The sequence below is a fragment of the Novosphingobium sp. SG707 genome, from assembly GCF_012275515.1.
GTDB lineage: Bacteria > Pseudomonadota > Alphaproteobacteria > Sphingomonadales > Sphingomonadaceae > Novosphingobium.
This window is the reverse complement of sequence record NZ_JAAZQL010000006.1, coordinates 1-25,546: the sequence shown is the minus strand read 5'-3', so window position 1 is coordinate 25,546 and position 25,546 is coordinate 1. Positions and strand designations below refer to the sequence as shown.

The window sequence follows — 25,546 nt, the reverse complement described above, 5'->3', positions numbered from 1 at the left end:
TCTAAACGGGCGGGTGGGCGCGTTCCACCCGCAACACCCGCATCCCCTTGGTCCGACTGGTCAGATGATACTGGCGACAGATCGCGCAGCGATAGGGGCGCAAGGTGACGGCGGCCTTCAAGGCTGCCGCCACCGCCTCCGCCTCATTGGCATAGCGGCGTTTACGCGCGCAGATACCGGGGCGGGTGCGCATGATCGCCCCGCCCTTTATGCTTCAGCCGCCGATCTTGGCTTCAAGCGCGGCCAGCTTTTCCTTGAGCACTTCGACTTCCTCGCGGGCCGTGGCGGCCATGGCCTTGACCGTGTCGAATTCCTCGCGGCTGACGAAATCGAGACCGCCGAATGCTTCGCGGAAACGTTCGCGGGCGGCATCGCGCGCCTCGCGCGTGGCCCCGGCAAAGGTCCCGGCGGCGCTGTTCATCAGCTTCACGAAATCGGCAAGGAAGGGGTTTTCGCTCTGCATGGCGCGGCTTTCGTCTTGTAATCCTGCGGCCCCCTGTCCGCATGACAAAGGGGTCCGATGGCCGCCTAGATGGCGCGCAAAGCCGCAAGGATCAAGGGCCGGACCAAAATTCTAGAGCTTGATATGTACCACAGCAGGCGCGTCCTGCCCATCGGCCTCAGGGTTAAGCACGAGGAACTGATAATTGAGCATGCTGGCAAACAGCACCCATGCCAGATAGGGCAGCATCAGCCCCGCCGCCACGGGCCGCACCCGCCAGAACAGCGCGATCACCCCCACCAGCGAAACCGCCATCGCAATGATGATCCACAGCGCCAGCGCGATCCGATGCAGCCCGAAAAACACCGGCGACCATACCAGATTGAGCACCAGATGCGCGGCAAACAGCGCAATCGCCGCCCCGCGCCCCGGCGCCGAACGCGCCGAAACCACAATCGCCAACGCCACGCCCATCAGGATATAAAGCGCGGTCCACACCAGCGGGAAGGCCAACGGCGGCGGATAGATCCCCGGTTTGACCAGCGCGGCAAACCACGGATTGCTCGGCCCCGACAGCGACACGCTGGCCGAAAGAAAGCCGAGCAGATTGATCCCCGGCACCAGCACCAGCATCCAGCGCGCCAGTCCCGCCCGCAATTGACCCGAGGAGGCAATTTCCGTCATCTTCGTTCAGAACCCCGTCTGATTGCCGCCGCGCCCTGCCGCGCCGCATTCCCTTCATAGCCCGGCCCGATGGCCTTCAGCCAGCCCTGCCTGCTCCTTTATGAGCCATTCGGGTGAAACGACTGGTTAACACGGCGCCACGATTCGTGCCGCATGAAAGTGTTCTGGCCGGGGCCAACCGCGCGCGCAATGGCGCATGGCGCACAGGTTCCGAAACGGAGCCAATCGCGTGAACAGGGTTAATCCGGCGCGCCTTGCGCCGATCCGCCCCCGCGCCATGCCGAAATCAGGAATTCGACATTGCCCTCCGGCCCGGTGATAGGGCTTTCGACAATGCCCTGCACCGCAAAGCCCAGCCCCTCGACCCAGCCGCGCACCTCTTCGCAAACGCGGGCGTGCAGCGCAGGATCACGCACCACACCGCCCTTGCCCACTTCGCCGCGCCCGACCTCGAACTGTGGCTTGATCAGCGCCACCAGGCGGCATTCGGGCGCCGCAAGCCGCAACGGCACCTCCAGCACCTTGGCCAGACCGATGAAGGAAGCGTCGCACACCACCCAGCCGCAGGGCGCATCGATCTCATTCTCGGTCAGGATCCGCGCCGAGGTCTGCTCCAGCACGGTGACGCGCGGGTCCTGCCGCAATTTCCACGAGAGTTGGTTGGTGCCGGAATCGACGGCAAACACCCGCACGGCCCCATGGGTCAGCAAAACGTCGGTAAAGCCGCCGGTCGAACTGCCGATATCCATCGCCGTGGCGCCCGCCGGGTCCAGCCCGAAATGCTCGATCGCATGGGCCAGCTTGATCCCCCCGCGCGATACCCACGGATGATCGCGGCCGCGCGTTTCAAGTGGCGCATCCTCGGCAATCTGCTGTCCCGGCTTCGCAATCTTCGTCTCGCCGCTGAACACCAATCCGGCCAGCACCAGCGCGCTGGCCCGGCTGCGGCTCTCGGCAAGGCCGCGGTCGACCAGAAGTTGATCAACGCGGGTTTTGGCGGGCTTTTTGGGCGCGGGAGCCTTGGCGCTATGGGCGGCAGCATCCGGTCGGTTTTTGGAACTGTTCATCGTCTCGGTTCTGTTTGGCGGCTTGTCTTGGACGCTCCCCCATTCCATAGGGAGGCGATGATGGCAATCGCGCGCGCCCCTTTCTTCGCCACAAGGCGCCCTATGGCTCTGATCGGGCTGTCTGCCTCGCTGGCCATGCTGCTGTCCAGTTGCGTGCCGACGCCGCCGGTCGCCGCGCCTGCGCCCGCGCCGCAGGCCAGACCGGCTCCGCGCCCCGCGCCCGCGCCGATGGCCACGCCCACCGACTGGCGCGACCTGCCGATCACGCCGGGCGCGTGGCGCTGGAGCCCGTCGGGCGGCGTCTCGCAGGCCGTTTATGGCGTGCAGGGCGCTGCGCCACAGATCATCATGGCCTGTCAGGGCGGTCAGGTGCGCCTGATTATTCCGGGCGCGGCCGGAGGCGTGATCCAGATCACCACCGCCACCCAGACCCGTCAGGCCAGCGCGCAGAGCGATGCCGCAGGGGCCGTGCTGCCCCTGCCCGCCGCAGACCGCCTGCTCGACGCCATCGCCTTTACGCGCGGCCGTTGGCAGGTCGAGGTTTCGGGTCATGCGCCGCTGTTGCTGCCCGCCGATGCCTCGGCCTCACGCGTGATCGAGGATTGCCGCGCGCCGCGTTGAAAAATCGGGTGATAAAATCCGCGCGACTCAGGCCCATGCCATCATCATTGGGGATAATTCCGCAAGACGCCGCCCGCCCCGCCCGGAGCGCGCTGCCCATGACGGCAATATGACGGATTTTCGCGGATTTCCCCAGACTCACCTGTCCGGGGAGCCAAGATTGTGACAGCAATTTTTTCCATTTCAAGACTTGTTGTGCAGCGCGAAATACACCACCTTTGATCCAAGGCGAGCGCGGTTGAACAGACCCTCGCCCCGTCGTCTGGACTGGGTATTGCGCCCCCCGGCGGCTCCCTATGGCTCAACAGCGCGAAAGGAGGTGATCCGATGTCTCATGGTTCAGCAGAGAGGTCGGCAATCCGTATCGCGAGGCATTATCGCTGAGTTTAACGATTAAGCGATAGAGGCTTCGTGAGCGGCACTTTTGCGGCCGCTGACCATGCGAAGGGCTGCGATGGCTTAGGCTGTCGTGGCCCTTCTCATTTTGGGCTGTTGCCCATTTCACGGTTGCGGTTTTGCGGGCGCTAACTGTCCTCCCGCCTCGCGCCACCCTTCCACGCCTTCGGCCAGCCAATAGACATCGCCCACGCCTTCACGCGCAAGGCGGCGGGCGGCATTCCACCCCATCCAGCAATCCACCCGGCAGAACAGCACCACCGGCCCGCCCGGATGACCCCGCCGCCATGCCGCAATCGCGCCGCGCAGACCCGCCCACAGCGCCGGATCGACACCGGGCCGCCCGACCTCCGGCCGCCAGACCGCGCCCGCAATCGTGTCATGCGGCTCGGTCTGCAGCCATTGCCCGGCGGCGCGGCCCAGCGGCAAGGCGTCGATAAACATGGCATCACGCCCCGGCCGCAATTCTTTGGCCGCCGCCAGCGCCAGTCGCGTTGCGGGGGCCGGATCGCGGTCCACCGGCGCGCGATAGGAAGAAGCGCGATAACCATCGGCGTCAAACAAAGCGGGTTGTATCGCCGCCAAAATCACGCCCGCCATCAGCCCCAACATGCCATCCTCCTTATCCCAAGGTAGCATATACCCGCCCGCGCAGGGGTGCATAGTCGCCCTTGGTATGATGCGCAAAGCAGCCCTCACGGTCTTGTCCTTACTCCTGCTGCCCGCCTGCGCGTGGGCGGCCTCCCCCCTGCCGAAAGACCCGCTGGGGTCGCCCATGTGGACCTATCATGCGGCTCGCCTGTTCAAGGGGGCGCCGGTGGTGTTCGACCCGCGCGTGCGGCTGCAAGTGCCGATGATCGCGGAAAATCAGCATCAGTTTCCTGTGACGGTGGACGCGCGCACCATTCCCGGCGCGTCGCGGATCATCATCTTTGCCGACCTCAACCCGCTGACGCAGGCGGTTGATTTCCGGCCCTTCCATGCAGCCCCCTTCCTCTCGCTGCGCATCAAGCTGGACCAGCGGACCCCGGTGCGCGCGGCGGTGATGGGGGCCGATGGGGCGTGGCATGTGTCGGGCGTGTGGGTCGATGCGGCGGGCGGAGGCTGCTCTGCGCCTCCGGTCAGCCGGGCCAAGGGCGACTGGGCGCTGCATCTGGGCGAAATGCGGGGGAGCGCGTGGAAGGAAGGCGATGATCTGCGTCTGCGCGTCTCGCTGCGCCATCCGATGGACACCGGGCTGGTGGAAAATATTCCTAGTTTTCATATCGAAACCATCCATCTGCGCGATGCCGCCGGGGTGGAACTGGCCAATATGACGGTCGAGGGATCGGTGAGCGAAGACCCGGCCTTCACTTTCCTGTTGCGTCCGACGCGCGAAGGCCCGGTCAAGGTGCAGGCCCGCGACAGCGAGGGGCGCGAGTATCAGGGCGTGATCGGCCTGCAGAGTCGCCCGCGTGGATAACGGCTTTACCCGCCGCGCGATGATCGGCGCCATGATGGCCGCGCCTTTGGCCGCGCGGGCGGCGGAGCGCTATATCCTGAAGCCCGAAAACTTGGCCCCCGGCGTCTGGGTGGTGCGCGGGGCGGATGAAGCGATTGCCTTTGCCAATGGCGGGGCGATTGCCAATTGCACAATATTGGCGGCAAAGGGCGGCGCGATCCTGTGCGATTGCGGGCCATCGCTGGCCTATGGACAGGCGCTGGCGGAATTGGCGCAAAAACTGACCGGGGGGCCGGTTTTGCGCGTGCTCATTACCCACCTTCACCCCGATCATGCGATGGGGGCCGCCGCCTTCGATCCCGCGATCATCGCCGCCCTGCCCGAGACGCGGCGCGAGCTGGAGCGCGATGCTCGGGGCTTTTCCGATGGCATGTATCGCCTGCTGGCCGATTGGATGACGGGCACGAATGTCGTGCTGCCGGGGATGGATGTGGCGCCGGGGCCTTTCGAGATCGGCGGGCGGGCGCTGGAGGCCATTGCGCTGTCGGGCCATTCGGGGGGCGATCTGGCGATCATGGACCGGGCTACGGCCACGCTGATCGCGGGCGATCTGGTGTTTCACAATCGCGCGCCCGCCACGCCCGATGCGGATCTTGTCGCATGGCGGCGCAGTCTGGACGTGCTGGACGGGCGGGAATTCGCGCGGCTGATCCCCGGCCACGGCCCGGTCGACGCCACCCATGGCGCGATTGCCCAGACGCGCGACTGGCTGACATGGCTGGAAGGCGCGCTGGCCGACGCAGTGGCGCGCGGGCTGGATATGGGCGAGGCGGGCGATATGCCCATCCCCGAGCGTTTCGCGGGCGTGGCGCTGGCGCGCTATGAGTTGCAGCGCTCGGTTTCGCATTTTTACGCAAGGCTTGAGGCCAGCGAATTGCCCCGCATCGACAATTGATGGGTTTCAGGCGGTTTTCCCGCGCCATCAACCGTGCTATCAGCCATGACACAAACGGGTCTTGTGATTTTTAATTTCAAGACCCTTGCCTTGCGCGTAATTTTCGTTCAAAGGCGGCCACATTCACCCCATGAGGAGTCGTGTATCATGGCGACCATCGCCGAGCCTGTCCTGTCCTTCACCCGCCTGCCCCACCCCGCCCCCGTGGCCGATGAGGTACGCGAAGGGATTCTGGCCGCGCCCGGTTTCGGCACGCAATTCACCGACCATATGGTGGTGATTGAATGGACCGAGGGCAAAGGCTGGCACGATGCCACCATCGGCCCGCGCGGCCCGATCCCGCTCGATCCGGCGGCCAGCGTGCTGCATTACGCACAGGAAATCTTTGAAGGCCTTAAGGCGTATAAGCACGCCGACGGCTCGATCGCGCTGTTCCGTCCCGAGGCCAATGCGCAGCGTTTCAACGCCAGCGCGACCCGCCTTGCCATGCCCGAATTGCCCGAGGACGTGTTTGTCGAGGCGGTGCGACAGTTGGTTCTGGCCGATCAGGCATGGATTCCGGGTCAGGAAGGCGCCTCTCTCTATCTGCGCCCCTTCATGATCGCCACCGAGCCTTTCCTCGGCGTGCGTTCGGCCAAGCAGTACAAGTTTATCGTGATCGCCAGTCCGGCCGGCAATTATTTCAAGAGCGGCGCGCCCGCCGTGTCGATCTGGGTTAGCGAATATACCCGCGCGGCCCCGGGCGGCACGGGCGCGGCCAAGTGCGGCGGAAATTATGCCGCCTCGCTGGTGCCCACCGCCGAAGCCTTTGCGCGCGGCCACGATCAGGTGCTGTTCCTTGACGCCGCCGAGCATAAGTGGGTTGAAGAACTGGGCGGCATGAACCTGTTCTTCGCCTTTGAGGACGGCAGCCTGCTGACCCCGCCGCTGTCGGGCACGATTCTGCCCGGCATCACGCGGGCGAGCCTGATCGAACTGGCGCGCGAGGAAGGGCTGACCATCCGCGAGGAACGCTATTCCATCGACCAGTGGCGCGAGGATGCTGCCAGCGGCAAGCTGCTGGAAACCTTCGCCTGCGGGACGGCGGCGGTGGTGACCCCGGTGGGCCGCGTGGCCTCGCCCGATGGCACCAGCTTTACCATCGGCAGCGGCGGCCCGGGCCAGACCACGGCCAAGCTGAAGGATCGACTTGTGGCCATTCAGCGCGGACAGATGCCCGACACGCATGGCTGGGTGATGAAAATCGCCTGAGGCCCCTGAGGTCAAAGTCAAATGAGAATGCGTCAAGCGGGGGCCTAACACGCCCCCGCTTTTCTTTTGCCCGGTCAAAACTTTCTTGTGACGCGCGCTTCTGGCGGATCGCGCGGGGCGTTCCTATCTTGCCCCAGCAATCAACACCCGCAATCAACCCCCGCAGGAGCCTGTCACGATGAGCGACACCTATATCCCGCCCAAGGTCTGGACCTGGGACAAGACCAACGGCGGCCAGTTCGCCAGCATCAACCGCCCCGTTTCCGGCGCCACGCATGAAAAAGTGCTGCCCGTGGGACAGCATGGGCTGCAGCTCTACTCGCTGGCCACACCCAATGGACAGAAGGTGACGATCCTGCTCGAGGAACTGCTGGCTGCGGGCCATACGGGCGCGGACTATGATGCGTGGTTCATCGATATTGGCGCGGGCGATCAGTTCGGCTCGGGCTTTGTCGAGATCAACCCCAATTCCAAAATCCCCGCCCTGCTCGACCGGACCGAGGCCAAGCCGGTTCGCGTGTTCGAATCGGGGGCGATCCTGATTTACCTTGCCGAGAAATTTGGCGCTTTCCTGCCCACCACCGGCGCGGCGCGCGCGGAGACCTTCAGCTGGCTCAACTGGCAGATGGGCAGTGCGCCCTTCATCGGCGGCGGCTTTGGCCATTTCTATTTCTATGCCCCCGAAAAGTTCGAATATCCCATCAACCGCTATGCGATGGAAACCAAGCGCCTGTTCGATGTGGCCGATAAACGTCTGGCGCAAAGCCGTTTTCTGGGCAGCGACGATTATTCGATCGCCGATATGGCAGCCTATCCCTGGCTGGGCAACCTGTGGCGCGGCGAAGCCTATGGCGATGCCAAGACCTTCCTCGGCCTTGAGGAATATGAAAACGTGGGTCGTTGGGTAACGGAAATCGACGCGCGCGAGGCGACCCAGCGCGGACGTCTGGTCAACAATCGCAAGGGCTTGCTGGAGCGCCATTCGGCCGAGGATTTCGCCACTCTTGTGAACGCCAGCGCCTGATCGCGGTATGAAAGCGGACAAAGAGGCAATTTGCGCAAAAAGTTCAAATTGCCTCTTTTCTTCGCCGCGCAATCCCGTTATGCGACGCCTCCCGGCCCAAGGCGGCCGGAGCGATGCTGGGGCGTAGCCAAGCGGTAAGGCAGCGGTTTTTGGTACCGCCATGCGGAGGTTCGAATCCTCCCGCCCCAGCCAGTCGAGTCCTCATGATTCGGCTTTTGCGCAATGCTTTACGGCAGAAACCTCAGAAAATTGGCTAGACAGGGCCAGACCTCGCCCGACTGGGCTGGACGCCCATTCTGCCATGATTTCTGCCATGATTTTATATGCGCCAAACGCCGATGGAATCGGACTTATGGCTCAAAAAATCACCTTCTCACCTGCCATGATTGACGCTCTTTGCGAGGGTAGCCTCGCAGATCCCCTCACGCCGGGGCTTGCAATCGAGGTTCTCAAGTCGGGCAAGAAGCGCTGGCGCTATCGACGACAGGTCGCGCGTCGGAAAGTCGTCGCCACGATCTTCGGCGGGCTCTTCCCCGCTCAGTCGATGGCGGAAGCCCGAGAATGGGCGCGGGAACTTAATCTCCAAGTTGAAGCCGGTATCGACCCTCGCGCCGTTCAGCGAGCTGAGAAGGCCCGAAACGAAATGACCGTGGCCAAGGCCCATGGGCTTTACATGGTCGCGGTTCACGAGGGGCGATCATCGCGCGCGAAACGGATCAACAAGCCTCGCACCATCAAGGATAAGATGGATGTGTACAATCACGACATCGCGCCCACCCTTGGCAACCGCAACATCTACGAGGTCACCGAAAGAGATCTCATCAATCTGGTGGAAGCCAAAGGCAAGACCGCCAAAGTCAGGGCCAACCGCCTGGCTGCCGAGCTGAAGGTCTTCTTCGGCTGGACAGCTTCCCTGCGCGGCCTTGAAGTCGGGCTGGAAGCGGATCCGTCGAAACGATTGGGCGATCTGCGCTTTCCTGAAAGAGCACGGACCCGCAAACTCAGCCATCTCGAACTCGAATGGTTCCTTCAGGCGCTGGTCGAGGAGGAGCGTGATTTCCAGCGAGGCCTGTTACTTTGCCTCCTGTCAGCCGCGCGCATTACCGAGGTGGCCAGAGCCAGAAGCGACGAGATCGTCAATGGCGTGTGGACCATTCCGGCAACGCGGGCCAAGAATTCGTTCGAGCACAGCATCGCCCTTGGCCCCTGGGGCCGTTCCCTGATGCAGACCAACCATGAATGGGTGTTTCAGGCCATCAAGATCGACGGGCCTCGCAACAATTCCGTCTGGTATAAGGCGCGGGACCGGGTGCTCGCTCGCATGGAAAAGCTGGCTGGACATCCCATCGAGCGTTTCACCCCGCATGATTTCCGCAGGACGGCTCGCTCCAATACGAAACGCCTCAAGGTCGATTTCGAGACCGCCGAGGCGATGCTCAACCATGTCAAGAAGGGCATGGAAAGGACCTATGACCTTTATGAAATGGAAGACGAAAAACGGCTCTGGTTCCTGAAATGGGAAGAGGAGGTAGCGGCTATCGCTGTGCGCGTGGGGGTCGCAGCAGCGCTTGGCGTACCGAGTGCTCAGGCTCCAGTCGGTTATTCCTTTTCTGTCCGCGTGGCAAACCCGTCAACTGCCCGGCAACCTTCTGGCTGCGGCACGGTTAAGATGCAGGAAGTTGGAAAACTTCCCCAAGCCAATGCAAAAATCACTTTCACGCGGGTAATCGGATAGCAAGCGAAGATGACTGGCACGCGGGATAGTGGCACTTACCCGCGTGCCCATTCTGGGATTTACAGTCAGCGCAGGCTCATCGCTTGCTTTGCCTTCCTCAACAGCGCCCGTCAGACGCAGCAGGCTTCTCGCGACCCTGCTTGTCGATCAGATCTGCCGATTGTTCCTGGGCCCTATTAGGTCCTGGGTTGGCTGACCATCTATCAACCTTGCCGTCACCCAAGCAAGCTACCAAAGTGATCGTGAATCCAGCCATCGTTCGACATCCACGCGGCGAAACCGTGGACAGGTGTGGAATTTGCTCAGGCCACTGCCAAGGTCATATTCCCTCGGGAAACCGGGTAAGCGGCGTTTGCGGAGACGGTCGATCTGACGGCGTGATAGCCTTGCCAAAAGGGCAAATTCATCCGCCGTGATGAATTCCGTCCCAGACACTACGTTAGGGACAAAATCTCCGATCGCGGTGCTGGGGCGAATTTTCACGACCCGCGACCTTGTTTGGTAAGCTCGCAATCACTCTTGATCAAAGCTGCGAGCATGGCTGTAGTGAGTTTGCTTGCCTGTTCCGTCTGGCCGTAAGGTTCGGCATAGGCGGCAACGCAATGCTGTAACCGCATGCCATGATCGGGCATGCCTCCCATCGCCAACTTCACCGAATTGTGATCGTGCGGTTTGCTTAGCTTTAGCCCCACTATGGTTGCCGAATGAAAGCTGACAGTATCAGAGTCGCTAAAAGCGCAGCGCGTCAAAGCACTGTGCGAAGCCGGATCAGAGCGGAAATAGGCTTTAAACACGCGTTGGGTCTCCGTTTTCGGAAACCTCCGCCATCGTCATGAAGCAACAAAATAATACGCCCGCAGCAACGGGATGGCAAGGACGAACAGGGCGCGATTACGCAGTCGCTTGTGCTCGTCGAGGTAGAACCGGATGGCCCAAATGTAGCTTCGCTGAACTACGTTTCGCGCGGTCTTAGTGGGCGTTTCGACCCCACATTCTGCCCAGCGTGACCCAAAGGCTTTCTGGGGCCGCCGTTCATGCACGGCGGGGTCAACAAGATCGGAATGTCCCGTTGCGGCTCTCCTGCGGCCGTGATGGCCGGTTGGCAGGATACGCCTCTTGAGAATTCCGCGCTCCATGTTATAACCGTCGTATGAACGCCAGCCTCAAGATCACCAAGATCGGCAACTCTGCCGGTGTCGTGTTGCCAAAGGAATTGCTCGCCAAGCTGCGCGCTGGGGTGGGTGACACGCTGTATGTGTCCGAAACGCCTGATGGCATCCGGATCACGGCGACAGACCCCTCCTTCGAGGCCAAGATGGCGCTGGCTGAACAGATCATGCGCGAGGACAGAGATATTCTGCGCGTGCTGGCCAAGTAACATGGCGCAGACTGCTGAACCGGTCTGGATCGAGGCTGAACTTGCGCTTGCTATCCACGACCGCCAACTGGCCGAGCATGGTGGGCCAATCGGCGTACGCGATGCATCTGCCATGGAATCAGCTTTGGGCCGTCCACGCAACCAATGGGCCTATGGTGAGGCCGATCTTTGCGCTCTGGCTGCGGCCTATGCCTATGGCGTGGCGCGCAATCACCCCTTCGTCGACGGCAACAAGCGCACCGCATGGGTGCTGGCGCGTTTGTTTCTGGCACTGAACAATGCACGGATCAGCTTCGCGCCGGAGGAGGCCGTCCACATGGTTCTGGCACTGGCCGGCGGCGCGCTGGCCGAAGCAGAGGTGGCGGAGTGGTTCAGAGCAAGGTTGGCCTGAGCCGTCCAGTCCTTATGCCCCGGCATTCATCACCTCCCACAGAGCCCTATCGGGGGATATCGGCCCCTTGCGGAGCGGCCCACAAGGCGTTTCCGCCAGCCTTTGGGACAAGACCACCAGATCCTCGCCGAACCGTGGCCGCCAACAATCGGCCAAAAAGCTGAATTCGTTGAGCATCCCCACCACGCTGCGATTCGCGGTCTTGGCATAAGCCACCTCGGCCATGCACCAGATTTCCTGCGCGATGGTATCGGCGCCTACTCCATGCGCCTTCAAAACCAGCGCCAGTTGCGTGGGGAAACGCCGCGCCAGCGTCGCTGCCGGAGCCAGCGGCATCAGTACCGGCAGCAGCGTGTTTTCGGACACCAGCAAGGCCGCCTGCGGCTTCCAGAAAAGGACCGTCGCATACCAATTGCCCAGCAGTGTGTCGCTGGGCTCAGGCGGCGCAAGATCAGCTTTGATCCGATCACGCAGCTTTTGCGTACAATGCAGAGTGAACATTGCTGAAAGAGCTAGAGGGATTCGCTTAGCATTTCCAGCCGCGCGATGCTGCCATCAATCGCCTTGGAGCATGGCTGCAAGCATGGCCTGCCAAACGCTCCGACAATCGGCCCTGTTCTCTCCTTTGTGCAGCATGGCTGCGCTCGGCTCCATGACCGCCAAAAATGCCGCACGGGCATTGTCGCGATACATGCGGCGCATCGGCTCAGCGTCGGAGTCGCTCCAATCCCAATCCGGCTTAACTGTGGCATACATCGCGCGGGCAGCACGTTCGAGGGGAAGCAAATCAGTCTCAGGCATGCAGGGTGTGTATAGCGAACGCGCCCCATGGTGAAGCCCGCCTTCAAGGGCGACGTTCAAGGCCCCAGACTGGGGCATCGAAACCGCCCGTTCGTTCATGCCAGAAATGCCCAGAGCCAATGATCTTGGGCTACCGCCAATATCGAGCAACGGGCGTGATTTTCCGCACTGCCTGCGCGAGCCCCTGTGCGCATTGGGGCCCGATGCAGGCGATGCGCCATTGTCGACCTTGAGGCCAATTCACGCCGTGCTGGCAATGAACCGAATGGCACACGCATGGATGGACACCCGGCTATGGCGCCGTTAGGCAAAGCGTTTTCATGGAGGAGGAGCACTTATGACCATCACCGAACTGTCCGAGAAGCTTGCCGCTGAGCATGGTTTGACCAAGGCCGATGCGCGCAAAATCATCGACAGCATTCTGGCTGCCGTGACCGAGGCAGCAGTCCAAGGCGATGAGATCGCGCTCAATGGGTTTGGCAAATTCAAGGTCAAGGCGACCCCGGCACGCGAGGGCCGCAATCCCTCGACCGGCGACACCATCCAGATCGCAGCGGCAAGGAAGCTGGGCTTCACGCCCGCCAAGGCCGTAAAGGACGCCTTGAACGTCTGAGAGGGCAAAGGTTTCGAGCGTGGCAAAGCCCCGCGCGGATGATCCGCGCGGGGCCCCCGAGATCATGGGGCGTCTTTAGTCGCCAGGATTCCAGATGATGGCATAGGCGTCATCGTCCTCCTGGCCCGCGGCCCGGCCAAGATTGGCATAGAGCGTACGGCGGCCCAGTTCGGGCGCCGACATGGCGAGGCGTACATATTCGCGCTGCGACACCTCGCCGGTGCGGATCCACCCGCCGCCCAACTCCACACCGCCAGCCAGAATACGGTAATCGGGCTGTTCGCCGGTCTTGCCGCGATTGGGGATGATGGTGATCTCGGAGCTGACCGAGAGGGTGCGGATCTGGCCCTTGAAGCTGCCATCCTCGAGGCGCTGTACATATCCGATTGCAGGCATTGCTTGTCTCCTTGGTTTGGTCGCCCGAACCGCTTCCGGGCGATGGGCGTGCCAAAGGGATGGCTGCAACGGGGCCGTGAACCGTCAGGCCGCAGCGACAGCGAAGGACCGGAGCGGCGCGCTGATGTGGAGGCAAAGCCGGGCGCGAGGAGCCTGCAGGGCATGCCCGAAGGCGGGGAGATCAGTGCGCCGCGATGGTTTTGCGGTCCCGTGGCCATCCCAGGTCACAGCCCCGCTCCGAAGCGGTGGGGACCAGGCCGGAGATATCCCAACCGAAGATGGGGCGCAGGGCCGCATATGGCAGCGAGGCCGAGCGCTGCCTCATCATGTGCGCCATGTCGATCTCACAGCTGCGACGGCGAATATGTAGCAGATCTGACGTCCTTCAAGCACAAAGGCATATTCTGGCTGATCCAACCCGCGCTTGCGCATGACCTTCCGCTATCGCTCCAAATAGAACTCGACCGGGATGGTGAGTTCGATTTCTTCGGGCAGATCTTTGGGAATGGGAGGTAGAGGCTGAGCGCGTTGGAGCGTGTCGAGAGCGGCCTGATCCAGTGTTGTAAAGCCAGAACCGCGCAGGATCGATGCGGTGAGGACAGTACCTGCCCGGTTCATCCGAAAACGAAGCTGTACCATACCCTGCTGGCGCGCGGCGCGAGCGCGAGGCGGGAAGCTACGGTAGCGTTCGAGATGGGCCAGCAACCGTGCTTCCCAATTCGCTTTGACCTCGCTGGAAAGCCTAGCCGCAACAGGTGCCGCAAGGGTCTTAGGGGCTGTCGTTTCGGGAACAGTTGGGGCAGGATCAGCTATCTCCTTCACCGTCTCGCCTATGGGCGCAGGCACGAATAGCTGCACTGATGGCGGCGGAAATACCATGGTCGGTTCTTGCATGGGCTGGTCTTCTGATCGTTCAACCTGCTTGGGCCCCGTGGCCACCTCACGTTGCGGCTCCTGGGGCGCGGCAAGCGGCTCCATTTCCACAACCAGCGGGGCAGAGGGCGAGACCGCCATCGGACGCACAGCCCGCCATGTAAAAAGCGCGCTTCCCAAGACCAGCGCAAAGACCATCATGGTCCCAACAATGCCAAAAAGCCGGGTCCGCCAGTCCATCTGCTGATCGCAATAGCGGCTGCGGTAGGGAATGGTTCGGTCGGCCAGAGGCGAAGCACTCCTCTCGCTTTGAGCGACGGGTTGGTCCAATCGATGGGAAACGACGACGATTTCGCCAGCGATATACTCCGACACCTTGTACAGATTATGCTTCATTCCTCGCCTCCGGTGCAGGTCGGCGAATGATCCACAAGGCAGCCGCCAGCAGCCCCGCCGCCGTGGCCAAGGCCAAGCCCAAGTTTGGCCGCACGTGCAGCCAGAACAGGACATAGCCGACCGTCATGCCGACACAGGCCAGAACCTTGGCTTGGCGCGGAACGGCGCCCGTCGCCCGCCAGGCCCGAAGGCCGGGGCCAAAGCGGGGATGATCGAGAAGCCATGCCTCTAGCCGGGGCGAAGATCGCGCAAAGCAAGGCAATGCCAGCAACATAAAGTCCGTGGTAGGGAGAAGCGGCACAAAAATGCCGACAAACCCCACCGCCACCAGCAAAAGACCTAGCGCCAGCCAGCCGGATCGGGCGACACGCCCTCGCCGCAGCAAGGCATCGGCGGCGGGCCCTGCCCCGCTTTCGGCTCCAGAGTCAGCCGATGCGGGCATCGACAAGCACCTGTACCCGCATGAAGGCTGCCTTCGCCCCCGCCGCCGCGCGCGTTTCTTCCTCGGCGGTCAATTCCACCGCATCGAGAGCAGCGGTGAACGCTCGCCAATGCGCCGCAGGCCCAGCCGCAGCAGGAGCGAGATGCCGCGCGCCATGCTCGTCGGAAAGCCCGATCCGCGCCGCTTCCTTGCGGAGCAATGCAGCGCCCATATTCGAGCCTTCCGCCACATAGAGCCAGCCCAGCGCGGCAGGAATATCGACAATCCCGCCCAGCGGGAATGCAAGCGGCGCCTCGTCCTCGGGAAGAGGGAAGCCGAGGTCGGTGAGATCAGCCGCGATCAATGGCAAACGCCGACGTTCCGTCAGCCCCGGCAGAAGAGCCTGTAATCTCTCGTCGTCGTAAAGGACATCGATATCGCGGTGGAAAAGATACTGCACCATCACAAACCGGCCATAGGCTTCGACACTGGCGAAGGAGGCGGCGGACATGATCGACCTGTCCAGCCGGTCATGGGTTTCATGGGTTGATGCTTTCAAACGTTTCGCGCGTGAAGGCTCAAGAATAGCCGTTGTCATAACTTCTCCTGTTTTAGTGAAGGGAGTGGGCATGGCCGATGCGATTAAAAGGCATAGTCCATCCTCACGGCGACGCTGGTTTTGCGATAAGAATAGAGCCAATCGATATTGCTGCTGATGCGGCTGTGCTGGACAAGAAGGCTAGGCGTAAGGCTGGCGAAGCGCAGGGCTGGGAACCTTAGATTGGCGACAAAATTCTGTTCGTGATCGCGGCGTTTGGCCTCAAGCAACTCGCTGAAAGCGCGATAATCGCGCCGCCGAAATGAAGCGAAGGCGAGCAGACTGACCGCTTGCCCGAACTGCTTGCTCAACCCCAGCCGCAAACCATATTGGCGATAGGCATTGATCGGATTTTCGGTTTCCTTGGCGGCGAAATCGGGGCCTGCAAACAATGTCCAGCCATGCGGCATCCCCTTCCAGCCGGTCAGCAGAACTTCACTGAGCGCGCCGTCAAAATTACGATAGGATGGCAGGCGATAGTTGAACCAACGGCGGCTGGTTTCGATCCGGATAGCGGAAGTCGCAGATGGGTTGACCATCGCCTCCGCACGCAGGCCAAAGGCGTCATAGAGAATATCCGGCCCCAGCGAACCCATATCGAAGCTTGGCGAGAGCGTGAGACTTGCCCGTGCGGTGCGGTGATCATAGCCGAGTTGCGTTGTTAGCGCCGTCTGGCTGTAGCGCCCATGATCGGGATAAATATCGCCATAGAACAGCGCGCGCCCAGTGATGCCGCCATGCCCGCGCAGGGGAATACGGCGGCTGACGCTGCTCTCAAAATTGATGCCCTTTGCTTGCAGCGGATCAGGTACTTTGCGGTCGATGAGACAAATGCCATCCTCCGCTGCCAAAAGGCAGGTATAGCTGCCTGACGACTGGTTGATGTTGCTGCTGTAGCCCGGGCCGATGGCGACCGAACCCTGCCAGCCCATTCGCCGACCAAGCGCTTGCTTGAAACTGTCGATGGTCCGGCGCACGCCCGCGGCCTTGGCCCCTTCCCCGGCGAGCGCGGCATGCGCGGCTTCGAACATGCGCCGCGCTTCGCGATCCTTGTGGTTCTCAAACAATACCCGCGCCAGTTCGAGTTGGCCCGGCACAAAATCAGGCTGAACACCAAGCAGCATCCGGTACTGATGCTCGGCCTCGCCCAGCTTGCCAGCGGCCCGCGCCAGCGCCCCTCGCGCATAAGCGACCAGCATCGGGTCACGCTGATCAAATGCCAGATAGGCCCTGAGGAAGCGCCGCACATCAGCCCATTGCCTGCGCGCAACGGCGATATAAAGCGCCTCACCGATCTCGCCGGGAGTGTTAGCGACCGCATAGGCCTTACCGTCGATCTCTATGCTCGACGGGGCGCCGCCCATATCTTCGGCGTCTTTCAGCAATTGCCGCTCGCTCTCCGCGCCCTGCCGATCCCGCTCCTGGTCCAGGCGAAGCCTTGTATCCGCGCTGCCCGATGTCTGCGCATGAGCGGTGCTTGCCAAGGTGCAAGCGATGGCAAGTCTCAGGGCGAGGCGAGGCTGAAGGCGGGCGCAGGCGATGGTCACAAAATAGCAAACCCTGAAAGAAGGCCGGGAAACAGAGGCCCCTGATGGAGCCCCTGTCCCGTTGCGAAAGGCGTCAGTTTTTCGTACCACCGAACGCCGTGTCATATTGCTTGCTCGAGAAGGTCACGATCCCCGCCAGCGCTGCGGCATTGCTGCCATAGAAGCGCCCGCTGACATTGCCGCCCGAGGCCACCGTCGAGCCGGACAGTGTGGCGCTGGCACCATCGCCGATGATGTTGACACCATCGATGTCGGCCGTGCCGATATTGACGGTGTAGCCCGAACCGGAATTGGCCATGCTGCCGGTCAGCGTGGCAGCGCCGAAGTTGGCCGTGAACGTTCCGGTCAGCAGGCCCTTGTTGGCATAGTCGCTGATGCCTTTGACCGAATAGGTCGCCGTCCCGCTCGTGGGCACGGTCGTCGTGCCGCCATCATCGCCCACATAATAGACGGTGTGATCACCCGCCGACACGCTCGATGTCTGCGACCATTCGCCGAAATAGAGATTGGCGGTTCCAACCTTGGCGAAATGGAAGACACCGAGGTTGCTGTGGTCGGTGGGAGCGCTGGTGCCCGAATTGATCGTGCTGACACTGTTGCTGTCAGTGCCGACCGAGGATTGCAGCCCCTGGAAGTCAACGAGATTGGTGAGCCCCGTTGCCGGCACCGCAATGCCGGGGCGGCCCGATACATGGGGGCCGCCGTTGATCGTGCTGGTCCCGACCACAACCTTGGCCGTATCGCTGGATTCGCCCGCGATGCTGGCATGGGCAGCTCCGGCGAATGCCGTTGAAGCCGCAAGTGCGATGGCAATCCTATTGAAGTTAGAGAGTTTCATGGTAATTCTCCTATGTTCGAGTTGCCTGCGAGCAGGCGCTTGCACTCAGGGTTCGCCACCAAAGCCACGTCTTCATCAGGGATCAGGCGGTGGTGGCGGCCCTGAATTTCCATGATCAGAACCGACCAGTGAGACTGAGACGCACGGATCGCCCCGGAGCGGGATTGAGGGCGCGGGTCAGCGGGTCGGCGTAATATTTGTCGGTGAGATTGGTGCCGACTAGTTCGGCGGAAAACCGCTCGTTCAGCCGGAACTTCGCATAGGCATCGAACGTCAACGTCTCGCCCCAGGCATAGGGAACGTTCAGCGCATAACCGCTGATGGGATCCGTTCCCCCCAGCAGTTCGGCGAGCAGCTCATTGTCATAGGCACTATACCATGTCAGCCGCCCACCCACTTCGAGCCGCCGTTCAAGAAAGCGACCACCGATGGTCAGATTGACCGTGTCTTCAGGCGTGGCCTGAGTGAGGAGATAGCCGCCGAAGAAGCCATATTTGACGCAATCGGGCACTCGGCCGCTGCCGTTGTCCATGGTCACGGCTGTGCTTTCATCGCACACTTTGTTGGTCAACATATGGCCCGCGCCGATCTCGGCGTAAAAGCGACCGCTGTCGAAACGGGCCTGCATCTCCAGCCCCGAAATCACCTGCTTGTCGATATTGCTGAATTGCAAGTTCGTGGTTCGCTCGATGACATTGCGGGTCGTGTTGCGATACCAGGTGAGCTTCATATCCGCGCTCTGTCCCGTGCCTCGAAGACCAAGCAGATTGCGCAGATCCTGAATATAGGCCGCCTCCCACGAATAGACGTGCTCGGGCTTTAACTCTTCCAATGGGTTGAAGGAGGCCGAGAAGCCGACTGTGCTCTCGAACATGCTGGGGAAGCGATAAGCCTGCGTATAGCGCAGATAGATGCGGCTGCTGCCGCTCAGATAGGCGGTTGCCGACAGCATCGGCGCCCAGCCATGCCCGGATTTGCGATCCGCGCTGGTCGGCGTAAACGCCTGCTGGTTGGCAACGAGGTTGCAACTGCCAAGATAGTTGGACAGGCTCGAGAGCGAACCGTTGATGCAGACATTGTCCGCGCGGCGGAAGTTGCCATCAGCGTCCGGCTCCCACACGGCGCTATTGTTCATCGTGAAGGAAAAGGGGGCCGCGACATAGGCGGCCAGCCTTCGCTGGATGATGCTTTCGCTGGTGTAGCGTGACCGCAGATAGGCTTCATAGGCGGTCGCGCCAAATTCTTCCGTTTGGTAGGACGCAGTATAGCTGGTGATCGCATAAGCGGTGAACTGGCTGGCATTGCCCGCCGCGATCTGATCCCGCATGAAATCGTCGATGGCCCAATAGCCGGAATAGGTGAGACCGGCATTGAACTTGAGGAAACTGGTGGGTCGCCACTCGCTCTTGAGGTTGATCCGATATTCCTCGCGCCGCCCTGCGCGCGGATATTGGCGCCAGCCGTCATAGACGCCGTTCCACTGATCCATCGAGCGCAGCTTTTCATGCTGCCAGTTTGCTTCGAGAAGCAGGTCGAGCCGCGAGGTCAGTTTCATTTGATTGCTGGCGGAAAAACCGATCCGGTTGTTCTGCGAATTGGCAATCGCGGTGTTGCGCAGAATGGGATCGTCATAAGAAGCGTAGTTCGGAAAACCGCCCGCGCTGTAGGTGTGGCTGGCCGTGCGGGTCATCCAGAGATTGGCCTTCAGATCAATCCAACGGCTTTTGGGCTGCCACTTGTACTCGGCGTTGTAGGCCTGTGCATGGACGCGGCTTAGCGGCCACTGGATCGCTCCGAAATTCTCGGCGGAAAGGATGCGCGAAGGCATGATCTCGCCATATTCCGATACGCTGTCACGGAAACCGAACTGGAGATACTGATCATCGGCAATGCGCCATGTGCCCTTGAACAGCCAGGACTCGGTTTGCGAGGAGGTATTGGGCACTTCGTTGCCGGGCTCATAGCTGAGCGCCATGCGCTGGATGTAGGTCGTCGCCGATTGCTCCAGATTGCCCTGTGAATAATAGCCCGCCCCATTCTTGCCCGAGAAATAGTTGCCGCGCTGGCGGTAAGCGTAGGCCCCAAACAGGTCGATATCGCCAATACGGCCAGCGACAGCGAGGCGCGCGGCCCTGTCTCCCATCGAGAGAAAGTTATTGTTGGCGGATGTGTGCAGGGTCACGCGCAGCGACGGGTCGGCATAGGGCGAGGTCGGATAGCCCGGTGTCCCTGGAGAACCCGGAAAACCTTCAACCGTGCGGTAATCCTGTCCGGTCAGCAAAGTTGGCAAGCGCGGCGAGGTGGAATTGTTGCCACCCTCCAGCTTCAACTCGATCCCGAAATTGCGGCCCCGCTGCAAAATGTCGTCCGCATCAAGCGTGTTGATAACCACCGCGCCGCCGCTTGAACCGCTGATGCCCCGTGTCGAAACCGGCCCCTTGAGCACTTGGACGCCAGCGATCAGGCTTGGGTCGATATAGCTGCGGTTGCTTGCGCCATTATAGCCGCGCCAGACGGTCAGCGCCTGCTCTGTGCCATCAATGATGACGGGAACGCGGCCCGGCCCTTGGGTGCCGCGAATGCTGGGATCGATGGCGCCGCTGTTGCGGGCATCGCCGCTAAAGACATTGACCATGCCTTTGAGCACATCCGATGGGGTCACCCCCTTGTATCGCTCGACCTCGTCCTTGCCCATATAAGTGGACGAGAGATCCTGATCATAGATGGCATCCTTCTGCCGCTGGTCGCGCTCGGCGCCGGTTTCACGGTTTGCGATGGCGCTGCCTTCTACACGCAGGGAATCCAGCATGATCGTATCTGCGCCGGATTGGCTGGCGGAGGCGGCCGACACAGGGCGGAGCGACACGATATTGCCTTCGATCCGCGCCGCCAGACCCGTGGAAGCCAGCAACCGGGTCAGCGCCTGCGAAGCTGTCATCGCGCCGTTTACGCCCTGAGAAGAAAGGCCCCTGACCTGATCGGCATCCATGCTGACTTGCAGGCCCGATTGCCGACTGAAATCGGCCAGCGCGTCCGCCACCGATTGCGGCGCGATATGAAACGAGCCCATTTCTTCAGCGGCGACCGCTTGCGCCTGCGCGGCCATCGGCGCGATCAACCCAGCGGCGGCGGCCGAACCAAGCAGTATTCCAGCCCAAAAACGACGCTTACCAAACCCCCTGACAACAGCCCCCGAATGCACCTGACCTATTCCTTTCATCGAAGCCGAACGCTTGCCTTAGTTCGCTAATGCGAATCAGTTGCATAACTTCAACGTTCAAACGCCGATGAATTCCGGAAAAAAATACGAGAGAAGGAAATTCTGATCGCGCGCCTATTGGACCGTCACGATCCGCAGCCATGGCGAGACACGAGAAACCGTGATCTGATGCGCGCGCGCCAGAGCCTCCAGCGCCAAATCGGGATCGCGCAGATCGTACACCCCGCTCACATGGCGACTTGTCAGGCCCGGCCCTCTGGCGCTGATATAGCCCCTGTACCACGGACGAATGCGGTCAATCACATCGCCAACCGGCCTGGCATCGATGATCGCCACTCCTTCACGCCAACTGGCCACGCGGTCGGGACGGATCGTGCCGCGCGTGACAGCATCGCCATCGACCAACGCCGACTCTCCAGCCAAGAGATCAGCGCGGGCAGAATGCGCGCCCTTCGCTGCCACCACGACATGGCCGCGCTGAACGGCAACCTCTGCCCCGCTATCGGTCTTTCTCACCGAAAAGGCAGTGCCAAGAACGGTAACAGTGTCCTCGCCCGCGATAACCTTGAACGGGCGCGCCTTATCATGGGCGACATCGAACCAGGCCTCGCCTTGCAGCAGGCTCAGGCGCCGCCCTCCCGCATCATTGTTGAAGGCAATGGCCGTGCCGGGTGCCAATTGAGCGATGCTCCCATCTTGAAGCTTTACCTGCCGTAGCTCTCCGATCCCGGTGATGGCATCGGCACGAAGCATGACTGCACCATAAGGCACTGCGATCCAAGCGATGCAGACCGCCGCCGCAAGCGAGGCGAATGCTCGGGCGGGCGCGAACCAGCCGCGTCTGGCTGATGAGGTGGGCAGGAAGGGCTTGCCCCAAGGCAGAGGGCCAGCCGCCGCGATCAGGTCGGATACCCTCGCAGTTTCCTCCCAAGCGGCTTGATGCGCATGGCTAGTGGCAACCCAATCGAGAAATTGCGCGCGAAGCACATCATTTTCCGGGGCATCCTCAAGCCGCACCAGCCATGCGCTGGCCTGACGGCTGAGATCGCCCGAGATCCCGCTCTCGTCCGCCCCGGTCTTCATCTCCACTTCCACATGCCTTGATGCATTGCCTCGCTGATGAATGCTTTTCATACATTGGACGAATGGAGAGCCCGGCATTCCGGAAAATTCCACAGTATGTCAATCACGGCGCCGAAGGGTCTTTTTGCAGAGTTCAACTCCGTCCATCACCAGTTCCTGCGCCAAGCTTTTCGAGATGCCGAGTTCAGCGGCAATTTCCACCAGCTTTCTGCCCTCGAAGCGGTGCATTTCGAAGGCCCGCCGGGTGCGAACTGGCAGTTGCGCCAAGGCCTTGTGGATCATCGCCAGTTCGCCTCTGGCTTCGAGGTAAGCCTGTTGCGAGGGCGCATCGCTTGGCACGGCTGCCGTCGCGGCGGATGCTTCCGATTCGAATAGTTGATTTTCGCGTGCTCGGCGCCGGTGCATATCCAAAGCAAGGTTGCGGACGATGCGGAAAAGATAGCCCGTGGGTTCGTCAAGCTGGCGCGCGCTGGTTGCCGCACAAAATCTGAGCCAGGCTTCCTGCACCACATCTTCGGCCTCTGCGGCATCGCCTGTAAACCTTGCGGCATAGCGCAGCAGTTCGACCCGGGCGGCGACAAAAACCTGAAGGGCATCCATCCTCGACACCCGCTCCGACTCCCCTTGGTGATGCATGACAACCGGCGGGATGAGTAGCACCTCAGCTATTGCGAACCAATCGCAAAATGCCCAGATGGGCATATAACGCAGCGGCGCGCGGGGTAGTCGTTCTCGCCGATCAGCGCCGCATTTGCTGCGCCCGATGATCCGATGACGGACAGACCCGGCTTTCCTCCCATCGAGATAGTCGGTGTAGAGCGGCAAAGACATGGCATTGGCCGGGCATCGTTCAGGCGTGCGGTCAGCATGTTGCTCAACGTCTGAGCAATAACGAGGGGATTGACGGTGGCCGTCATCCCCCATGGCGCGTCTTCCCGGGAGGTCCGCGCGTTTTAAGGCATCAGATGTCCAAAGTCACCTCGACCTCATCGCCCTCGCTCACCCCGGCACTTTTGCGCACGGCGGACTTGAGCGGCAGAACCCATCCGCCGGACTCGCGATGCGGAAAGATCGAGGTGCGCCATGTGGTGATGCCGATCTTGGCGCGAACCGGAAGCGAACCGAAACCCGCCGTCAGCCCAAGCGAAGCCAGTTTGATCTCGATGGCGACCTCGCCTTTGATGGTCACAAAAAACCAGCGCACCGGTTTCTCGGCGTTTCTGGCCTGCCAGACCCAGACCTTGCCGGTGAAGGTGAATGCTTCTCGCTCGCTCATGCCGGGACCATGCCCTGCCTGACGCGTCGCGCCAAGAGAGCGAGGGGTTCGAGAATGTTTGTTCTTTCAAAAAGGCGCGGCCCGTTCTCGAAGGGAACGGGCCGCGCCGGGGGCTCGACAATCAGAAGAAGCCCGCCTTTGCCCCTACCTGCAGGCGCTAAAAAACGCTCCGCGCGGAACCGAAGGGCGTGCGCGGAGCGCCGATTGCAGAACAGCCAAGAGCCGAAAGGATGGTGCCGGGCAGGCACCATCCCTGATGGATCAGGCTGCCAGCGGCGCGCCCTTGCCATCGGCATCGCCATCATGATCGACGCCATGATCGACGGGGTCGTCCATGCCGGTTTCCGCGCGATCCTCATCGTCCGACAGTTCGCCGTTTGACAGGGCTTGCGCCATCAGCTCGGCTTTGATGACCGTGCCCACGCCGCCCCGTGTAGTATAGGCCGAGGGCGGAAATGTCATCCAGCGCGGCACCCAGCCCTCGCGCTTCTCGCGGCCCTCCGCGCCATTGAGGTGGTTGCGGATGATGGTCTTGAGCACCTTGGTTTTCTCACCGCATTGGCGTTGGCGACGGGCTCGCCCGCCACCTCGCTCAGCATGGCGGTGAGCACCTCGCGGTCGCGCAGCACCTCGAAAAAGGCGTCATCCGCCTGCCAATAAGGCGCCATGTCCATACCGATCTGCTACCCTCCCCTCGCCGGCGCCCATTTCATCGCGCTGGCTGGCATCTGGCTTGTCGGCCTCCTTGCCGCTTTGATAGTCGGCATAGCGCGCCAGCAACCAGTCGGCGGCCTTGCTCGCCTGACTGGCGGCGCGAAAGATCGCGCGATTGTCCTCGCGCAAGACCTCGAGCCATGAGCCGAGATAATCGGCATGGCGCACGGTTGGCACAATGCCCAAAGCGGCGCAGAGGAAAGCCGAACCCATTTCCGCGATCAGTTCCTCGCGGGCGTAATCCTTGCTGCCAAAAGCATTTCTAAGATCACGTCCCAGCCGGGAGGCATGGCCGGTCGCGTGGGTCAATTCGTGCAGCGCTGTCCGGTAGAAATTGATCTGCTCGAAAAAGGCGGGTTGCGGCGGCACCTGCACATAATCGGCGCTGGGCACGTAATAGGCCCTGTCGCCTCCGATGCGAAACTCCACCCCGGATGCGGCAATGACCGCCTCGGCCATGGGCACAATCTGCCGCTCGGGCAAGGGTGCCGGATCGCTGGCCAACCCTTCGCGCAGGCCCTCGCATTGTGCGATATTGAACACGGTAAAACGCTTGAGAAACGGGACCGTCTTGGCATCCTCGTCGCTCTCGCGCGCCCGCGTCTTTTCCGCCTCAGGGGTGAAGCGGTCGGCATAGACCACGCTCACGCCCTGCTCACCTTTGCGGACATTACCGCCCGCCTCCAAGGCCTGCCGAAAGGTCAGCCAGCTTTGCGAAGGATAGGATTTCTCGATCACCGCGCCCCACAGGATCAACACATTAACGCCCGAATAGCTTCGCCCTGTCAACGCATTGCGCGGCAAGCCGGGGGCAACGTCCGCGCCGCCAGCCCCGCCCACACCAGCACCCGCCCTGCCCCATGGCTGGACCCATGGAAAACGCCCCGCTTCCAGTTCCGAAACAATACGGGCCGTGACCTCGTCATAGAGATTGGTGCGCGGCTCGGGCCGCAACGCGCCCTCCTTCCCCGCATGATGGCGAGTGCCTCGCGTACCACTGGCGATGGCAGCAGAGCCTTGATCCTTGGCCTTCACCTCACCACGGGTTCCAGCGCGACACTTAATGTCCTCTGTGGTTGCCGCCCGTGAGGCAAGAAGTTTCTGATCCGGTGGGTTTGTGATCGAGTGCGGTCTTCTGTCAGGCCTTTGAATGCGGCATTTCAGAGGCCGCTGGCCGGTATGGTGATCTGCGGATCAGGTCCAAATCTGACTCACGAGCTGCCATGCTCACGACACTAAACTGGTTTTCCCGATCCAGATCTGTTCGATCATTTTACCCATTCGGGTCGCCGCCTTCTCACTCCCCCATTTATCCGACGTCAGGTTGGGTTGGTTGCATGTTGGTCATGCCACCACTGCCGCCTGCGCCGGAACTCGATAATCCT

29 protein-coding genes and 1 tRNA gene are annotated in these 25,546 nt (G+C 61.8%); 10 read left to right on the top strand and 20 right to left on the bottom strand.

Annotated features, from left to right (window positions below):
• Position 1: 1 nt before the first annotated feature.
• From FHW92_RS16890 to FHW92_RS16875, 4 genes are all read right to left on the bottom strand, one after another.
• The gene (locus FHW92_RS16890; RefSeq protein ID WP_168604463.1) at positions 2-193 is read right to left on the bottom strand and encodes a hypothetical protein; all 192 of its coding nucleotides are present in this window, start codon (positions 191-193) and stop codon (positions 2-4) included.
• Between the two features lie 21 nt (positions 194-214).
• Positions 215-463, bottom strand: a complete 249-nt coding sequence (locus tag FHW92_RS16885; protein WP_168604462.1) for an accessory factor UbiK family protein — start codon at positions 461-463, stop codon at positions 215-217.
• A gap of 111 nt (positions 464-574) precedes the next feature.
• The gene (locus tag FHW92_RS16880) at positions 575-1,126 is read right to left on the bottom strand and encodes a TspO/MBR family protein (RefSeq protein ID WP_168604461.1); all 552 of its coding nucleotides are present in this window, start codon (positions 1,124-1,126) and stop codon (positions 575-577) included.
• A gap of 239 nt (positions 1,127-1,365) precedes the next feature.
• On the bottom strand, positions 1,366-2,193 hold the full coding sequence (locus FHW92_RS16875; protein ID WP_168604460.1) for a TlyA family RNA methyltransferase: 828 nt from the start codon (positions 2,191-2,193) through the stop codon (positions 1,366-1,368).
• Between the two features lie 102 nt (positions 2,194-2,295).
• On the opposite strand from FHW92_RS16875, the gene FHW92_RS16870 reads away from it, so the two are divergent.
• A complete protein-coding gene (locus FHW92_RS16870; protein ID WP_168604459.1) occupies positions 2,296-2,814 on the top strand; it encodes a hypothetical protein in 519 nt (172 codons plus the stop codon).
• Positions 2,815-3,315: 501 nt separating this feature from the next.
• Here FHW92_RS16870 and FHW92_RS16865 read toward each other — a convergent pair.
• Complete coding sequence (locus FHW92_RS16865) at positions 3,316-3,822, bottom strand: rhodanese (RefSeq protein ID WP_246870233.1); 507 nt, start codon at positions 3,820-3,822, stop codon at positions 3,316-3,318.
• Positions 3,823-3,889: 67 nt separating this feature from the next.
• Here FHW92_RS16865 and FHW92_RS16860 point away from each other — a divergent pair, with 67 nt between their 5' ends.
• The 6 genes from FHW92_RS16860 (at position 3,890) to FHW92_RS16835 (ending at position 9,616) form a co-directional block, all read left to right on the top strand.
• Complete coding sequence (locus FHW92_RS16860) at positions 3,890-4,672, top strand: quinoprotein dehydrogenase-associated SoxYZ-like carrier (RefSeq protein ID WP_168604457.1); 783 nt, start codon at positions 3,890-3,892, stop codon at positions 4,670-4,672.
• Between the two features lie 31 nt (positions 4,673-4,703).
• Entirely contained in the window at positions 4,704-5,606 is a 903-nt protein-coding gene (locus FHW92_RS16855) for a quinoprotein relay system zinc metallohydrolase 1 (protein WP_246870254.1), read from the top strand.
• Between the two features lie 147 nt (positions 5,607-5,753).
• Complete coding sequence (locus tag FHW92_RS16850) at positions 5,754-6,857, top strand: branched-chain amino acid aminotransferase (RefSeq protein WP_168604456.1); 1,104 nt, start codon at positions 5,754-5,756, stop codon at positions 6,855-6,857.
• Between the two features lie 178 nt (positions 6,858-7,035).
• The gene (gene yghU, locus FHW92_RS16845; RefSeq protein ID WP_168604455.1) at positions 7,036-7,881 is read left to right on the top strand and encodes a glutathione-dependent disulfide-bond oxidoreductase; all 846 of its coding nucleotides are present in this window, start codon (positions 7,036-7,038) and stop codon (positions 7,879-7,881) included.
• A gap of 117 nt (positions 7,882-7,998) precedes the next feature.
• Positions 7,999-8,073: transfer RNA gene (locus FHW92_RS16840), tRNA-Gln, on the top strand.
• Between the two features lie 160 nt (positions 8,074-8,233).
• Positions 8,234-9,616, top strand: a complete 1,383-nt coding sequence (locus FHW92_RS16835; RefSeq protein ID WP_168604454.1) for an integrase arm-type DNA-binding domain-containing protein — start codon at positions 8,234-8,236, stop codon at positions 9,614-9,616.
• Positions 9,617-10,095: 479 nt separating this feature from the next.
• Here FHW92_RS16835 and FHW92_RS26100 read toward each other — a convergent pair whose 3' ends face one another.
• A complete protein-coding gene (locus FHW92_RS26100) occupies positions 10,096-10,410 on the bottom strand; it encodes a DUF2274 domain-containing protein (RefSeq protein ID WP_168604453.1) in 315 nt (104 codons plus the stop codon).
• A gap of 356 nt (positions 10,411-10,766) precedes the next feature.
• Between FHW92_RS26100 and FHW92_RS16825 the strand changes: the two genes are divergently transcribed.
• Both FHW92_RS16825 and FHW92_RS16820 read left to right on the top strand, forming a co-directional pair.
• Complete coding sequence (locus tag FHW92_RS16825) at positions 10,767-10,994, top strand: AbrB/MazE/SpoVT family DNA-binding domain-containing protein (protein WP_168555500.1); 228 nt, start codon at positions 10,767-10,769, stop codon at positions 10,992-10,994.
• 1 nt (position 10,995) lies between these two features.
• Positions 10,996-11,385, top strand: a complete 390-nt coding sequence (locus FHW92_RS16820; protein ID WP_168604452.1) for a type II toxin-antitoxin system death-on-curing family toxin — start codon at positions 10,996-10,998, stop codon at positions 11,383-11,385.
• 12 nt (positions 11,386-11,397) lie between these two features.
• On the opposite strand, the gene FHW92_RS16815 is transcribed toward FHW92_RS16820, so the two are convergent.
• Together FHW92_RS16815 and FHW92_RS16810 are read right to left on the bottom strand one after the other, a co-directional pair.
• On the bottom strand, positions 11,398-11,886 hold the full coding sequence (locus tag FHW92_RS16815; RefSeq protein ID WP_168604451.1) for a hypothetical protein: 489 nt from the start codon (positions 11,884-11,886) through the stop codon (positions 11,398-11,400).
• Positions 11,887-11,940: 54 nt separating this feature from the next.
• On the bottom strand, positions 11,941-12,186 hold the full coding sequence (locus FHW92_RS16810) for a hypothetical protein (protein WP_168604450.1): 246 nt from the start codon (positions 12,184-12,186) through the stop codon (positions 11,941-11,943).
• A gap of 337 nt (positions 12,187-12,523) precedes the next feature.
• Between FHW92_RS16810 and FHW92_RS16805 the strand changes: the two genes are divergently transcribed.
• On the top strand, positions 12,524-12,799 hold the full coding sequence (locus FHW92_RS16805; RefSeq protein WP_168604449.1) for an HU family DNA-binding protein: 276 nt from the start codon (positions 12,524-12,526) through the stop codon (positions 12,797-12,799).
• 75 nt (positions 12,800-12,874) lie between these two features.
• Here FHW92_RS16805 and FHW92_RS16800 read toward each other — a convergent pair whose 3' ends face one another.
• The 12 genes from FHW92_RS16800 to FHW92_RS16745 form a co-directional block, all read right to left on the bottom strand.
• Positions 12,875-13,195 carry a DUF736 family protein gene (locus FHW92_RS16800; RefSeq protein WP_168604448.1) on the bottom strand — a complete coding sequence of 107 codons (321 nt, stop codon included), beginning with the start codon at positions 13,193-13,195 and terminating at the stop codon, positions 12,875-12,877.
• 441 nt (positions 13,196-13,636) lie between these two features.
• A complete protein-coding gene (locus tag FHW92_RS16795) occupies positions 13,637-14,464 on the bottom strand; it encodes an energy transducer TonB (protein ID WP_246870232.1) in 828 nt (275 codons plus the stop codon).
• Positions 14,454-14,906, bottom strand: a complete 453-nt coding sequence (locus tag FHW92_RS16790; RefSeq protein WP_168604447.1) for a YbaN family protein — start codon at positions 14,904-14,906, stop codon at positions 14,454-14,456. The genes FHW92_RS16795 and FHW92_RS16790 overlap by 11 nt, the downstream gene beginning before the upstream one ends.
• A complete protein-coding gene (locus FHW92_RS16785; protein ID WP_168604446.1) occupies positions 14,890-15,483 on the bottom strand; it encodes a biliverdin-producing heme oxygenase in 594 nt (197 codons plus the stop codon). The genes FHW92_RS16790 and FHW92_RS16785 overlap by 17 nt, the downstream gene beginning before the upstream one ends.
• 44 nt (positions 15,484-15,527) lie before the next feature.
• On the bottom strand, positions 15,528-17,135 hold the full coding sequence (locus tag FHW92_RS16780; protein ID WP_168604445.1) for a surface lipoprotein assembly modifier: 1,608 nt from the start codon (positions 17,133-17,135) through the stop codon (positions 15,528-15,530).
• Positions 17,104-17,868 carry a Slam-dependent surface lipoprotein gene (locus FHW92_RS16775; protein WP_168604444.1) on the bottom strand — a complete coding sequence of 255 codons (765 nt, stop codon included), beginning with the start codon at positions 17,866-17,868 and terminating at the stop codon, positions 17,104-17,106. Before FHW92_RS16775 ends, FHW92_RS16780 begins: the two co-directional genes overlap by 32 nt.
• A 115-nt stretch (positions 17,869-17,983) precedes the next feature.
• Positions 17,984-20,986: a TonB-dependent receptor gene (locus FHW92_RS16770; RefSeq protein ID WP_246870231.1), complete on the bottom strand. Its 3,003-nt coding sequence runs from the start codon at positions 20,984-20,986 to the stop codon at positions 17,984-17,986.
• A 216-nt stretch (positions 20,987-21,202) separates the two neighbouring features.
• Positions 21,203-22,222, bottom strand: coding sequence for a FecR domain-containing protein (locus FHW92_RS16765; protein ID WP_246870230.1), 1,020 nt, complete (start codon positions 22,220-22,222; stop codon positions 21,203-21,205).
• Positions 22,223-22,270: 48 nt separating this feature from the next.
• On the bottom strand, positions 22,271-23,002 hold the full coding sequence (locus tag FHW92_RS16760) for a sigma-70 family RNA polymerase sigma factor (RefSeq protein WP_282599791.1): 732 nt from the start codon (positions 23,000-23,002) through the stop codon (positions 22,271-22,273).
• A gap of 130 nt (positions 23,003-23,132) precedes the next feature.
• Positions 23,133-23,447, bottom strand: coding sequence for a DUF1905 domain-containing protein (locus tag FHW92_RS16755; protein WP_168604443.1), 315 nt, complete (start codon positions 23,445-23,447; stop codon positions 23,133-23,135).
• A gap of 261 nt (positions 23,448-23,708) precedes the next feature.
• On the bottom strand, positions 23,709-23,987 hold the full coding sequence (locus FHW92_RS25560) for a hypothetical protein (RefSeq protein ID WP_210428563.1): 279 nt from the start codon (positions 23,985-23,987) through the stop codon (positions 23,709-23,711).
• A 102-nt stretch (positions 23,988-24,089) separates the two neighbouring features.
• Complete coding sequence (locus FHW92_RS16745) at positions 24,090-25,115, bottom strand: zincin-like metallopeptidase domain-containing protein (RefSeq protein ID WP_210428562.1); 1,026 nt, start codon at positions 25,113-25,115, stop codon at positions 24,090-24,092.
• Between the last annotated feature and the right edge of the window lie 431 nt (positions 25,116-25,546).